Raw genomic sequence first — 13,840 nt, forward strand, 5'->3', positions numbered from 1 at the left:
GGACACATTGCCCCATAGACGCTGCGAAGTGACAGGATAGGACCGTGACTTTAGATGCAAGTGTGGCTTCTCGCCTCAAACGAAATGAAGATGGTCTTGTTGCTGCGATTATTCAGCATGACGATACGAAAAAAGTTTTGATGCTGGGGTGGATGGATGACGAGGCTCTCTCTCGTACATTAACCGAGGGCAGGGTCACGTTTTGGTCACGCTCCCGCCAGGAGTATTGGCGTAAAGGTGATACATCAGGTCATTATCAATGGGTGAAATCTGTTGAGATTGATTGTGATGGTGATGCTCTTTTGATTGCTGTCGATCAGGTAGGAGCAGCCTGCCATACAGGAAAAACGTCATGTTTTGATGAGGGTGGACCCTTGCAATGTATTTCACGGGAGGACAGATGAGCCAGAAAAATCATGAGTCAGTGACTGTACAGTGGGGACAAACATGGCCTTCCCGCGAGGAATTTCATGAGCTTGCAACGCAGCGACGCGTGATTCCTGTGGTACGTCGTTTCCTTGCGGATGAGTTAAGTGCTGTCGGGGTTTATCGTCAGCTTGCTGCTCACCGTGAGGGAACTTTTATCCTTGAATCTGCTGAACATGATGGCGCGTGGGGACGCTGGTCTTTTATTGGTGCCGGTAGTGGATCGTCCATTATTGCTGAGGGTGGGCGTGCTCGCTGGACGGGGACTGTGCCAGCGGGCGCTGTGCCTGAAGGGACTTTTCTTGAAGTTGTTCATTCAGCTTTACGCACCTTAAAAGCCGAACAGATACCGGGTTTGCCGCCTCTCACTGGAGCATTAGTTGGTGCTCTTGGATGGGGAATTATTCCCGAGTGGGAACCCACATTAGTTCCTGTCGCTCCTTGTGAGCGGCAAGTTCCTGACGCAGTATTGTGTCTTGCAACGGAGGTTGTTGCTCTGGATCATCATGATGGTTCTGTATGGCTTATCGCAAATGCGTGGAATTTGAACGGTTCTGATGAGGGAGCAGATGAAGCTTATACGCAGGCTGTGGAACGTCTCGATACGATGTGTCGTGACCTGACTACTCCTTTAACACCAGCTGTTTTTGCTTTACCTGCGAACGGGAATGAAGAAAACATCCCAGTTGTGGCACATCGCACGAGTCAGGCGGATTTTGAATCAACAGTGATTGCAGCAAAAGAAGCGATTCGTGAAGGTGAAGTATTCCAGCTTGTTTTGTCTCAGCGAGCAGATGTACACACTGATGTTGATGGTGTGAATGTGTACAGGGTTTTACGCACGGTGAATCCGTCGCCGTATATGTATTATCTTCGTTTACCGGATGGGCGCGGTGATTCTTTTGAAGTTGTGGGGTCTTCACCGGAAACTCTGATGAAAACTCGCAAAGGGCGTGTGTGGACTTATCCGATTGCTGGTTCTCGTCCTCGTGGGGCTACTTTTAGTGAAGATCAGAAGTTAGCAGAAGAACTTTTACATGATCCGAAAGAACTTTCAGAACATGTCATGCTTGTGGACTTAGCGCGTAATGACTTATCTAAGGTGTGTGATCCTGCGACAGTTGAAGTTGAAACGTTGATGGAAATTAAACGTTTTTCGCATATTCAACATATTTCCTCAACTGTCACAGGGTACTTACGCTCGGATGTGGATGCTTTGGATGCTTTGGTGGCTACTTTTCCTGCGGGGACTTTATCAGGTGCGCCTAAACCACGTGCGATACGTTTGATTGACATGCTGGAACCGGCTGCTCGCGGTGTCTATGGGGGAGTGGTGGGCTACTTTGATTTAAGTGGGGAAGCTGATCTTGCGATTGCAATTCGGACTGCTCATCTTTATCAGGGGGTTGCTTCCGTGCAGGCAGGTGCCGGTATTGTGGCAGATTCTGTTCCTGAAACGGAGTATCAGGAAACACGGAATAAGGCTGCAGCTGCTGTGAGTGCTGTGATGACTGCTTCACGTATGCATCCTGTGTCATATGAAAATGTTGGACGCTCAGATGACGGTCGTCACTGAAAGAAGTCAGAACGCAGCGATACCATGCACACGAGGCCACGAGAGGAGGCTCAGCAATGACTGTTCTTGATGACATCATCGTTGGAGTTTTGGAAGATCTGAAAGAACGCGAGTCTCGTGTCCCTATGGACGTTATTAAGGAACGTGCTCAGCGTGCGCCGGATGCGCGTGATGCTTTGGCGGCTTTCCATGCTCGTCCGGGTGCTGTTTCTTTGATTGCAGAGGTGAAACGTTCCTCACCGTCCAAAGGCGAGTTAGCTGATATTCCTGATCCTGCTGCTCTTGCAGCGTTGTATGAACAAGGTGGGGCTACTGCCATTTCTGTGTTAACAGAGCAACGGTGTTTTCGCGGGTCTTTAGCAGATCTGGACGCGGTACGTGCCCGAGTGGATATTCCTATTTTACGAAAAGACTTTATTGTGACCCCGTATCAAGTGCATGAAGCACGTGCGCATGGGGCTGATATTGTCCTTCTCATTGTCGCTGCCCTTGAACAGCCTGCGTTGGTGTCTTTGCTGGATCGTGTACATTCGCTTGGAATGGTTGCTCTGGTAGAAACTCATTCACGTTTAGAGGCTTTACGTGCTTTAGATGCAGGGGCGCGTGTTATTGGTGTGAATGCGCGTAATTTAAAGACTTTAGAGGTTGATCGTGACACTGTTGAACAGGTCATTGATGTGATTCCTCAGGATGTGATTGCGGTGGCTGAATCGGGTGTTCGCGGGACGAAAGATCTTTTAGAGTACGCGAATGTGGGTGCTGATGCGGTGCTTGTTGGTGAAGCACTTGTTAAGTCCGGTAATCCTTTGGAAAGTGTCGCTGATATGGTGAGCGCGGGACAACATCCTGCGTTACGTGCGGATAGGAAAGCACGGATTCGTGCTGCGCGACAGGAGAACCTGAAATGAGTATGGCATTGAATCCTTATTTTGGTCGTTTTGGCGGTCGTTTTGTTGCCGAGTCATTAATGGGGCCGCTAGAAGAAATCGAAGCCGCGTGGAGGCGAGTGTGGGCTGATCCTGCTTTTCGTGGGCGTTTAGATGCTTTGCTACGTGATTATGCGGGTCGTCCTTCGTTATTGACAGAAATTCCGCGTTTTGCTGAGGATTTGGGTGGCGTCCGAGTCTTTATTAAACGTGAAGATCTCAATCACACGGGTTCTCATAAGATTAATAATGTTTTGGGTCAAGCTTTGTTGACAAAAGAGCTTGGCAAAACTCGTGTGATTGCTGAAACTGGTGCCGGTCAGCATGGAGTTGCTACGGCAACAGCTGCTGCGCTTTTGGGTTTGGATTGCACAATATATATGGGGCGTGAGGATACGCAGAGGCAAGCGTTGAACGTGGCTCGAATGCAGATGCTGGGTGCAGAGGTTGTTGCGGTGACGCAGGGATCGCAGACATTAAAAGATGCGATTAATGAGGCTTTCCGCGACTGGGTTACTCATGTGGAAAATACGAACTATATTTTTGGGACTGCTGCCGGCCCTCATCCTTTCCCGACAATTGTGCGTGATATTCAGCGTGTGATTAGTGATGAAGCACGTGCGCAAATCTTGGAATGTACAGGTCGTCTTCCTGATGTGGTATGCGCTTGTGTGGGTGGTGGCTCTAATGCGATAGGGAGTTTTGCTGCTTTTATTGATGATGAAGGTGTGGAACTTCTTGGTTGTGAGGCTGCTGGTGATGGTGTAGAAACTGGTCGTCATGCTGCTTCTATTACGGCTGATGAAGTGGGTGTACTTCATGGGGCGCGCACGTATGTTTTACAGGAACGCGATGGGCAAACAAAGGCTTCTCATTCGATTTCAGCGGGTTTAGATTATCCGGGGGTTGGGCCTGAACATGCGTGGCTGGCTTCAACGGGACGTGCGCAGTATATTCCGGTGACTGATGAGGCAGCTATGGATGCTTTCTTGCGTTTGTGTCGTACAGAAGGCATTATTCCAGCTATTGAATCTTCTCATGCTTTAGCAGGTGTACGTCAGTGGGCGATGCAACGTAGTCACGATGCTCCGTGGTCTGCCGGTCAGGAGCCTATTGCTGTGGTGACTTTGTCTGGTCGTGGTGATAAAGATGTGGATACTGCTTCGTCCTGGTTTGGCCTGGGTCAGGCTGATGAACGGGTAATTGATCCTGCTCAGCAAAGCAACGAAAGTCGCAATGAGGAAAGAGGCGCTTAATGGGAACACAGCTATTGAGCGGGACAGCTATTGATGCTGCCGTGGAACGCGCAGATGCTGCTTTGATTGGCTATATTCCTGTGGGTTTCCCAACGGTTGATCTTTCAATTTGCGCGGGGAAAGTCCTTGCAGATTGTGGTTTTGATGTGATCGAGTTGGGTTTTCCTTATTCTGATCCGGCTATGGATGGTCCTGTAATCCAGCATGCGACTTCTGTTGCTTTGGAACGTGGTACGCATTTAGAAGATCTTTTTCATGCTGTTGATGAGCTTACGTCTTACGGGATTGCTACTTTGTCGATGACTTACTGGAATCCTGTGGAATGGTATGGGGTGGAACGTTTTGCTGCGGATTTTGCTGCAGCAGGTGGAGCTGGTCTTATCACGCCTGATTTACCTCCCGAAGAAGGCGCTGAATGGGAAGCTGCGTCAGATCTTCATGGTTTAGAGCGGGTGTATTTGACGGCTCCGTCCTCTCCGCAGCATCGCTTGCGTTTAATCGCTGAACATTCCCGAGGGTGGGTTTATGCTGCTTCATCTATGGGGGTAACAGGGGAGCGTTCCAGTGTGGGACTGCAGGTACAACCTTTGGTGGAGCGTACTCGTCAGGCAGGGGCTCAGCGTGTATGTGTGGGCTTAGGAGTTTCTTCAGCTATGCAGGCGCGTGAGATTGGCACATATGCTGATGGGGTGATTGTAGGGTCTGCTCTTGTGAGGGCGTTATGTGAAGTGGATCAGGGGCGTGCTTTACGTCAGTTGAAAGATGTGGCTTCTGATTTGGTTTCTGGTGTGCGAGGAGCGCGTCGATGATTCCTACATATATTCCTTCGCCTGCGTATGGTGTGCTGTGGTTGGGACCTGTTCCTTTACGTGCTTACGGTATTCTCATTGCCTGCGGCATGATTTTTGCGGTGTGGTGGTCTTCTCGGCGGTATGCACGACGGGGAGGAGATCCTGATGTGCTCTTTGACGCAGCTTTATGGGCAATCCCGTGTGGCATTGTTGGTGCACGTTTGTATCATGTGATTACTTCGCCAGAGAACTATTTTGGTTCTCAAGGGAGCCTTGTGCGTATTCTCTACATTTGGGAAGGCGGATTAGGTATTTGGGGCGGTGTGATTTTTGGTGCGGCTGGCGCATGGTTTGCTTTGAGGCGTTCAGGTGCCCGTTTAGGTCCGGTTGCTGATTCGATTGCGCCTGCTTTGTTGGTTGCTCAGGCAATTGGTCGTTGGGGAAATTGGTTTAATCAGGAACTTTTTGGTGCGCCGACGACTGTTCCGTGGGGTTTGCGCATTGATGCTCAGCATATGCCTGCTGGCTATGCGGTGGATACGCTTTTTCATCCGACTTTTTTGTATGAAAGCCTGTGGAACCTTGCTGCTGCGGGGGTTGTGATTGTGCTTGAGAGGCGTTTATGTGATCGTCTTCAAGCTGGTCAGGTATTTGGTATGTATTTAATTGCCTACCCGTTAGGACGTATGTGGGTGGAGTATTTGCGTATAGATCCTGCGCATGTTTTTTGGGGTTTACGCCTCAATATTTGGGCTTCGCTTTGTGGGCTTGTCATTGGTGTTCTTGCCATTGTGCTGGCTGCTCGTCATGCGGCTGATCGTTTAGTTCATGCGGAAGAATTGCCTGTGAAGCCAGTCGAAGGTGATAAATAAGATATCCGTTGCGTGGGCTGCATGAGGTCTGTTGAATTTATGTGAATCATCCGTGGCGGCATGGAATGAAGCGGAAGAAGCAGTATCCCCTGTAGAATGGTTTTATGCGCCGAGCAAAGATCGTATGCACCATTGGCCCAGCCACCGCTTCTTCTGAACAGATTCAAGCACTCGTTGACGCGGGGATGGATGTTGCCCGTATTAATCGTTCTCATGGTAGCCCTGAGGAACACGAAGCCACGATTGAACGTGTTCGTCGAGCTTCTGCGACATCAGGTCGTGCAGTTGCCATTCTGGTTGATTTGCAGGGACCTAAGATTCGTTTAGAGTGTTTTGAGCAGGGGCCTCAGCTTCTTGAAGTAGGTGATACTTTCACTATCACTACACGGGATGTTCCGGGGACGAAAGAGCTGGTAGGAACAACTTTCAAGGGTTTGCCTGGTGACTGTGCGCCCGGTGATCGTTTGCTTATTGATGATGGGAATGTGGCTGTTCGTGTTGTTGAAGTTAATGACACGGATGTAGTGACCCGCGTTGAGGTTGGCGGCATGGTGTCGGACCATAAGGGTTTGAATCTGCCGGGTGTTGCGGTTTCTGTTCCTGCTTTATCTGAGAAAGACCGTGAAGATCTGCGATGGGCATTGAAGATCGGTGCAGATTTTATTGCTTTGTCTTTTGTTCGTAATGCGCGTGATATTGAAGATGTGCACGCGATTATGGATGAGGCGGGTCGCCGTGTTCCTGTGATTGCGAAGATCGAAAAGCCTCAGGCCGTGGACTCTTTGCCAGAAATCGTTGATGCTTTTGATGGCATCATGGTGGCACGCGGTGATTTGGGTGTGGAAATGCCTTTAGAAGAGGTGCCGTTGGTTCAGAAACGTGCTATTGAATTGGCGCGTCTGGCAGCTAAACCTGTGATTGTGGCGACGCAGGTGATGGATTCGATGATTAAGAATCCTCGTCCAACACGTGCTGAGGCTTCGGATTGCGCGAATGCGATTCTTGATGGCGCGGATGCGGTTATGCTTTCAGGGGAGACGTCTGTAGGTGCGTATCCTATTGAGGCTCTGCGAACGATGGCTCGTATTATTGAGTCAACTGAGGAGTTGGGCGGTGAACGTATTGCACGTTTAGGTGCTTTCGCCGTGGATCGTCCGGCGGTGATTTGTCAGGCTGCTGCTTCTTTAGCTGAACGTTTAGATGCGCGTTATGTGGTGACTTTTACTCAGACTGGTTCTTCTGCTCGTCGTATGTCACGACTGCGTACACCAATTCCAATGCTTGCTTTTACTCCTTTGGAATCAACACGTCGTGCTTTGGCGTTGACTTGGGGTGTTCAAACGTATCGTGTGCCTGAGGTTCGTCATACTGACGATATGGTGTGGCAGGTAGATCAGGTTGTTCAGTCCAGTCAGCTTGCTGATTTTGGTGATGAGCTGGTCATTATTGCCGGTATGCCGCCGGGGACTGCTGGTTCTTCTAATTCTATTCGTGTACACAAGGTGGGCGATGAATTGGATTACACGATTGGCGGGGGTGTGAACGCTTTATAAGGCGTGGTGCTTTTGCTGATGCGGGGTGGGTCTGGATGTAGACCTACCCCGTTTAATGTGATATGCATTATAAAAAAGTTTTATACGTGCTTTTTCGTGTAGAATCGTATCTTCAGTTCTTTTTGACTGAATATAGCGCACGGCACCATGGTGGCGCTGTGTCGCGGAAATAGTTCGCCTAATTAGAGGCTGCCTGCACACCCCATGTGCATACCTCGGCGAAGATGAAGAGAGAAAAATGGTAATGAAAATGAATATCATGACAACTGTGTCTGTTCACGATCGGCTATCGCATCGACAGGCTCATAATCTGCCGGTTGAAGTTCTGTCAGAGGCGGTTCGCCCCTGGTTTGGTCAGTGGCAAGAATCTGTGCATGTGCGTCATGCAATTGAAGATTTACGTTATGAAGAAACTCGTGAGGCTGCAGCCCGTTTTCTGGGGCTTGAATTGATTGCAGTGGCCTAGTGCCTGTTCATATGATGCAAAGGATAATGTGTGTGCCCGCAACTTTTGTTGCGGGCACACACATATGTATGAAGTAAAGGTGTAGCTCATATGAGCATATACGTACGCGGGAGGCGTTTAGTGATCTTCAACCTGCTGGATTACCGCGTCAGCAACTTCACGCATTGATAAGCGACGATCCATTGAGGTTTTTTGGATCCAGCGGAATGCCTCAGGCTCTGTCATTCCCATATTCTTTTGTAGGAGTCCCTTGGCACGGTCAACACGCTTACGCACCTCGAAACGATCTTGAAGATCAGCAATTTCTTCCTCAAGAGATTCAATTTCTTGGTGGCGTGAAATAGCGATTTCAACAGCAGGGATCAGATCAGCTGGGCTGAATGGTTTAACCACATAAGCCATGGCTCCCGCGTCGCGTGCGCGTTCGACGAGTTCTGTTTGACTGAAAGCTGTCAGCATAACGATTGCGCAGGAAAGCTCTGAAAGAATTTTTTCTGCAGCTGTGATGCCATCCATTTTTGGCATTTTGACATCCATCACACATAGATCAGGTTCATGCTCTAGTGCAAGCTGGAGTGCCTCTTCGCCATCGGACGCCTCAGCAACTACCTCAAATCCTGCTGCGGTAAGGGTTTCAACGATGTCGAGGCGGATTAAGCCTTCGTCTTCGGCGACGAGAACCCTACGTGATTCTGTCTGTTGAGTAGTCATCTTTTCCTGTCCTCGGTTTGTCGACTCACTGCATTTTATTCTATTCTTGTTCCTGACGCTTTTGAGCGTTGCCCCGATAGCCCAATTGGCAGAGGCGGTCGGCTCAAACCCGGCTTGTTGTGAGTTCGAATCTCACTCGGGGTACCGTAGGTACTTTTTTGCAGTGCATGAGCAGTGTTGCTCCATTGATTTTATCCTGATTTTTCCGGTAGTTTTGCCTTTTGCTTTCAGAGATCAATGTGAAATATTTACTAAACTGGTTGGGAAGTTTCCTCAGAAGATCCGGATTGTTACCATGAGGTAGTTCATAGGGAACTTACGAAAAGTCCATATAATGAGACTATTGGCCGCCTATTTTCTTGTCAGCGTGAGTACGTCGTTCCAATAGTCGATTTGTTACCCTCCCCGTCGCAATAAGGTGACCTGTATCGTCATGAACATCAACAATATGAACGGTTTGCGACTTTCCTAAATGCACTGCCCGTGCGGTGGCTGTGACCATTCCATGAGTAGTTACACGCAAGTGTGAGACTGAAATCTCAATTCCTACGGCATAGCCTTGATCTGCCCCGTATACGGCTCGTGCATGTATTTGCGCAGCAAAAGAAGCCGCTGATTCGACTAAAGCAGCCGTGCCTCCACCATGCAAAATTCCAGCACTTTGACGATTTCCTTCCACGGGCATTGTGATAATCGTGCATAAAGCACTGTGTTCTAATACCTCCATTGACATGCGTTCCATCAAAGATCCAGGCCAATGTGCGCCAACGAAACCTCCCTCACGAGATGGATCCGGCTGTGTGTTCAAAGTGTTCTTTTGCTCCATGCCCTCTAGGGTGTCATGTGTGAACAACACTTTGCTCGTTATAGATGGTCATTCAATGGCATTTCGTGCCTTCTATGCACTTCCTGCTGAAAATTTCCGAGCTGACTCAGGACAACATACGAACGCGGTTTACGGATTCTTCTCCATGCTGGTTCGTTTACTTGAAAGTCGTCAACCTACGCATATTGCTGTGGCCTTTGACGTATCCCGTCATAGTTTCCGAACAGAGGAATACCCACAGTACAAAGGAACACGAGAATCCACCCCTGAAGAATTCAAAGGGCAAGTTGAAATTATTCAACAGGTGCTCGCAGCTATGGGCATGACCGCTTTAACAAAAGAAGGCTATGAAGCAGACGATATTCTTGCCACCCTCGCTTCACGTGCAGCTGCAAAAGAAATGCGAGTGTATCTTGTATCAGGCGACCGTGATACCTTCCAGACAATTAACGAGCAGGTGACAGTACTTTATCCTGGGGCTAGCCCAGGAGAATTACAAGAAATGACACCGCAGGCTGTCGAAAAAAAGTACGGTGTACCACCTTATCGCTACCCAGAAATTGCAGCAATCGTCGGTGAAACATCCGATAATCTGCCCGGAGTACCTGGGGTAGGACCAAAAACCGCAGCGCAGTGGATTAACGCATATGACGGGCTCGATAATCTCCTCGCGCGTATGGAATCTGTCAGCGGCAAACGCGGTGAAGCCTTACGGGAACATGCTGATGATGTGCGCCGTAATCGCAAACTTAACCACTTACTTACAGATTTAGATATCGGTGTTGACATAGACGATTTACGTGTAGGCGCAGCCGATTCTTCAGCCTTACAGTCTCTTTTTGACATGCTTCGCATAGGGGGACTGCGTAAACGTATATATGCTGCTTTGAATATGTTGCCTCGTGATGCTGAGGAACTTCACGCAAACAATGCTCTGTCATTAGATGAGCCTGTTCACAGCCAAGAGGCCTCAGATATATTCGATGATCTCACAATCACTGTGCTGCATGCGGGTATGGAAACTACCCCTGTGAAAAAGTGGTTGATGTCAGCGCGTGAACAGGTTCTGTCCTTGTGGGTCAGCGGAATAAAAGAGCCAGCACGTGGTCGAGCTGACCGACTTGTTTTAGCCTACGCAAATCATGTGCTCATCCTTGAATATCCAGCTGATATTGATAAAGATGTATGGGAAGCGCTCAATGACACAATTAATGCAGCCCCTCAGCTGATCGTCTCAGACTGGAAAGGAACATGGCACGCCCTCCATAGCATCGGCATGGATTTACGTAGTGACGTATTCGATACGGGGCTTGCTGCCTATATTGTGCGGCCACAACAACGAAGCTACACAGCGGTTGATGTCATTGAACGCGCATTGGGTGTGACGATTGAGGTCCCGGAAAGTCCTGAAGACGCGCTTTTCAGTATGGCTTCATCTCCTGAAGAACCTTCTGAACATCAGTTAAGTGATGCTCGTATCTGCTTGGCATTACTGAAAGTATGGACGGTTCTTGAAAAAGAACTGAAAGACACTCAATCAACGGACTTGCTGTATTCCATGGAACAGCCCTTGTCTGTCGTACTTGCACATATGGAGAATTTAGGCATTCGTGCTGATAGTGCTGAATTGGATTCTCAGTCACGTATGCTTAAAAATGAAGAAGAACGCGCACGTGATGCGGCCTTTGCGGTGATCGGACATGAAGTGAATTTGTCCAGTCCGAAACAGCTTCAAGAAGTACTTTTTGAAGAACTGGGACTACCAAAAACGAAACGAACAAAACGCGGGTACACAACCAATGCGGAAGCCCTTCAGGATCTGCTTGCGCGGACAGGAAATGAATTCCTCAGGCATCTTTTAGCTCACAGGGACCGTATTAAGTTGCGCCAGATGGTTGATACATTACGTGCAACTGTTGATGATGACTCACGTATTCACACATCTTTTTCGCAAGTTGTTGCGGCTACTGGCCGCTTAGCTTCTTCAGAACCTAATTTGCAAAATATTCCTATCCGTAGCGCAGATGGTATGCGTATTCGTGATGCCTTTATCGCTGGTGAAGGTTTTGATGCGCTGATGAGTGTTGATTACAGCCAAATTGAAATGCGAATTATGGCTCACTTATCTGAAGATGCGGGCCTTATTGAAGCATTTAATTCAGGTGAGGATCTTCATCGCACAATGGCGGCTATGGTTTTCGGTGTGCCGCTGCAAGAAGTCACCTCTGAACAGCGTTCACGGATTAAAGCAACTTCTTATGGTTTGGCTTATGGTCTTTCTTCCTATGGTTTATCCGCTCAGCTGCATATTTCAGTTCCTGAAGCATCAGAGCTCAAGGATAAATATTTTGAGCGTTTTGGGGGGGTACGAGATTATCTTGCGTGCGTTGTTGAACGCGCACGTCAAGATGGGTGGACACAAACAATGTTTGGACGTCGCCGCTATTTACCTGATCTGATGTCGCAACAGCGTCAGCGCCGTGAAATGGCTGAACGTGCGGCTCTCAACGCGCCAATCCAAGGTAGTGCTGCTGACATTATTAAGATTGCGATGATCGAGGTAGAACGGAAACTAGCTGAAAAACACTTGCGCTCGCGTATGCTTTTGCAGATTCATGACGAATTATTACTTGAAATCCTTGCTGAGGAACGAGCAGAAGTTGAAGCATTAGTGCGGGAAGCTATGGCTTCACCCGTTCAGATGTCTGTTCCACTTGAAGTGGCCGTTGGGGTAGGGAAAACCTGGCGTAGTGCTGCTCATTAATGAGGGGGAGTGGGCGTGTGTGCTGCCGTGCACTTAGCTATGTGAAATGTGACAGGTCTACCAGTGCCGGAATATCACATTTTCCCTTCTCCCTGCTAGGATAATGAAGGCGCATTGGGCGACTACTTCTTTATGAGGTTTTTGTGTGATGCGTCGGACATGTCCGCTTACTATCCATTCCGTTTCGGAGAACACAACTACATGACCACCAATACACCGCAGGTTGCGGTCAACGACATCGGTTCCACAGAGGACCTGCTCGCCGCTATTGACGAGACCATCAAATATTTCAACGATGGTGACATCGTCGAAGGCACTGTCGTCAAGGTTGACCACGATGAGGTCCTCCTCGACATTGGCTACAAGACTGAGGGCGTTATCCTCTCTCGCGAGCTTTCGATCAAGCATGACGTTAACCCTGATGACGTTGTTGCAGTCGGCGATCACATTGAGGCTCTTGTTCTTCAGAAAGAAGACAAAGAAGGTCGCCTGCTCCTGTCGAAGAAGCGTGCACAGTACGAGCGTGCATGGGGCCAGATCGAAAAAGTCAAGGAAGAAGAAGGTGTTGTTACCGGCACCGTTATCGAGGTTGTTAAGGGCGGCCTGATTATTGACATCGGTCTGCGTGGCTTCTTGCCTGCTTCCTTGGTTGAAATGCGTCGCGTACGCGATTTGCAGCCCTACATTGGCCGTGAGCTTGAAGCGAAGATCATTGAGCTCGATAAGAACCGCAACAATGTTGTCCTCTCACGCCGCGCATGGCTTGAGCAGACCCAGTCTGAGGTTCGCACGAACTTCCTGCATACCTTGGGTAAGGGCCAGGTCCGTAAGGGTAATGTGTCCTCCATCGTTAACTTCGGTGCTTTCGTTGACTTGGGTGGCGTTGACGGCCTCGTTCATGTTTCTGAACTCTCATGGAAGCATATTGATCACCCCTCAGAAGTTGTTGAGGTCGGTCAGGAAGTTACCGTCGAGGTTCTCGATGTTGACATGGATCGTGAACGTGTCTCTTTGTCTTTGAAGGCGACTCAAGAAGATCCATGGCAAACATTTGCACGTACACATGCTATTGGTCAGGTTGTGCCCGGTAAGGTCACCAAGCTTGTTCCATTCGGTGCTTTCGTGCGCGTAGAAGATGGCATTGAGGGTCTGGTTCACATTTCTGAGCTTGCTCAGCGTCATGTGGAACTGCCTGATCAGGTTGTGAAGGTCGGTGATGACGTATTCGTTAAGGTCATCGACATTGATCTGGAACGTCGCCGTATTTCTTTGTCTCTCAAGCAAGCGAATGAGGGTGTTGACCCTGTTGCTGATGACTTTGATCCGTCTTTGTACGGCATGGCTGCTGAGTACGATGAAGAAGGCAACTACAAGTACCCCGAGGGCTTCGATCCTGAGACTCAGGAATGGATGGAAGGCTTCGAGGCTCAGCGCGAGGCATGGGAAACTCAGTACGCTGAAGCCCAAGCTCGTTGGGAAGCTCATAAGGCTCAGGTAGTGCGCGCACAGGAAGAAGATTCTGAGGCTGCGGTTTCTGTTGAAGAACAGGCATCCTACTCTACTCCTGTTGATAACAGCGGTACTTTGGCTTCAGATGAGGCTCTTGCTGCTTTGCGTGAGAAGCTTACTTCTAACTGATACTGATGGATTGCGTATGATAATGCGCTAATCCG

At 49.0% G+C, this 13,840-nt stretch carries 12 protein-coding genes and 1 tRNA gene; 11 read left to right on the forward strand and 2 right to left on the reverse strand.

All coding sequences use genetic code 11. The features are described from left to right. The first annotated feature begins 44 nt into the window (after window positions 1–44). The 8 genes from hisI (at window position 45) to LRP54_RS03970 (ending at window position 7,866) form a co-directional block, all read left to right on the forward strand. A complete protein-coding gene (gene hisI / locus LRP54_RS03935; protein ID WP_231235053.1) occupies window positions 45–404 on the forward strand; it encodes a phosphoribosyl-AMP cyclohydrolase in 360 nt (119 codons plus the stop codon). Further along, window positions 401–2,002 carry a chorismate-binding protein gene (locus tag LRP54_RS03940; RefSeq protein WP_231235054.1) on the forward strand — a complete coding sequence of 534 codons (1,602 nt, stop codon included), beginning with the start codon at window positions 401–403 and terminating at the stop codon, window positions 2,000–2,002. Before hisI ends, LRP54_RS03940 begins: the two co-directional genes overlap by 4 nt. Before the next feature lie 56 nt (window positions 2,003–2,058). Further along, window positions 2,059–2,910 (forward strand): indole-3-glycerol phosphate synthase TrpC, encoded by an 852-nt coding sequence (trpC, locus tag LRP54_RS03945; RefSeq protein ID WP_231235056.1) that lies wholly within the window; start codon window positions 2,059–2,061, stop codon window positions 2,908–2,910. Beyond that, on the forward strand, window positions 2,907–4,184 hold the full coding sequence (gene trpB / locus LRP54_RS03950) for a tryptophan synthase subunit beta (protein WP_442984593.1): 1,278 nt from the start codon (window positions 2,907–2,909) through the stop codon (window positions 4,182–4,184). The genes trpC and trpB overlap by 4 nt, the downstream gene beginning before the upstream one ends. Continuing rightward, window positions 4,184–4,993, forward strand: a complete 810-nt coding sequence (trpA, locus tag LRP54_RS03955; protein ID WP_231235057.1) for a tryptophan synthase subunit alpha — start codon at window positions 4,184–4,186, stop codon at window positions 4,991–4,993. Before trpB ends, trpA begins: the two co-directional genes overlap by 1 nt. After that, on the forward strand, window positions 4,990–5,847 hold the full coding sequence (lgt, locus tag LRP54_RS03960) for a prolipoprotein diacylglyceryl transferase (protein ID WP_231235059.1): 858 nt from the start codon (window positions 4,990–4,992) through the stop codon (window positions 5,845–5,847). The genes trpA and lgt overlap by 4 nt, the downstream gene beginning before the upstream one ends. A gap of 104 nt (window positions 5,848–5,951) precedes the next feature. Further along, window positions 5,952–7,400 (forward strand): pyruvate kinase, encoded by a 1,449-nt coding sequence (pyk, locus tag LRP54_RS03965; protein ID WP_231205832.1) that lies wholly within the window; start codon window positions 5,952–5,954, stop codon window positions 7,398–7,400. Between the two features lie 259 nt (window positions 7,401–7,659). Continuing rightward, the gene (locus LRP54_RS03970; protein WP_331274749.1) at window positions 7,660–7,866 is read left to right on the forward strand and encodes a hypothetical protein; all 207 of its coding nucleotides are present in this window, start codon (window positions 7,660–7,662) and stop codon (window positions 7,864–7,866) included. A 117-nt stretch (window positions 7,867–7,983) separates the two neighbouring features. Here the strand turns inward: LRP54_RS03970 and LRP54_RS03975 are convergent, their stop codons facing one another. Next, window positions 7,984–8,577: an ANTAR domain-containing response regulator gene (locus tag LRP54_RS03975; RefSeq protein WP_231205831.1), complete on the reverse strand. Its 594-nt coding sequence runs from the start codon at window positions 8,575–8,577 to the stop codon at window positions 7,984–7,986. A 70-nt stretch (window positions 8,578–8,647) separates the two neighbouring features. On the opposite strand from LRP54_RS03975, the gene LRP54_RS03980 reads away from it, so the two are divergent. Next, window positions 8,648–8,721: transfer RNA gene (locus LRP54_RS03980), tRNA-Leu, on the forward strand. A 196-nt stretch (window positions 8,722–8,917) separates the two neighbouring features. Here the strand turns inward: LRP54_RS03980 and LRP54_RS03985 are convergent. Further along, window positions 8,918–9,403, reverse strand: a complete 486-nt coding sequence (locus LRP54_RS03985) for a PaaI family thioesterase (protein ID WP_231235060.1) — start codon at window positions 9,401–9,403, stop codon at window positions 8,918–8,920. Between LRP54_RS03985 and polA the strand changes: the two genes are divergently transcribed. Both polA and rpsA read left to right on the forward strand, forming a co-directional pair. Beyond that, window positions 9,402–12,167, forward strand: coding sequence for a DNA polymerase I (gene polA, locus LRP54_RS03990; protein WP_269212717.1), 2,766 nt, complete (start codon window positions 9,402–9,404; stop codon window positions 12,165–12,167). The genes LRP54_RS03985 and polA overlap by 2 nt on opposite strands. A 201-nt stretch (window positions 12,168–12,368) precedes the next feature. After that, window positions 12,369–13,805 (forward strand): 30S ribosomal protein S1, encoded by a 1,437-nt coding sequence (gene rpsA, locus LRP54_RS03995; RefSeq protein WP_231205886.1) that lies wholly within the window; start codon window positions 12,369–12,371, stop codon window positions 13,803–13,805. Window positions 13,806–13,840 lie beyond the last annotated feature (35 nt).

It is taken from the genome of Schaalia sp. lx-100 (assembly GCF_021083625.1).
GTDB lineage: Bacteria > Actinomycetota > Actinomycetes > Actinomycetales > Actinomycetaceae > Pauljensenia.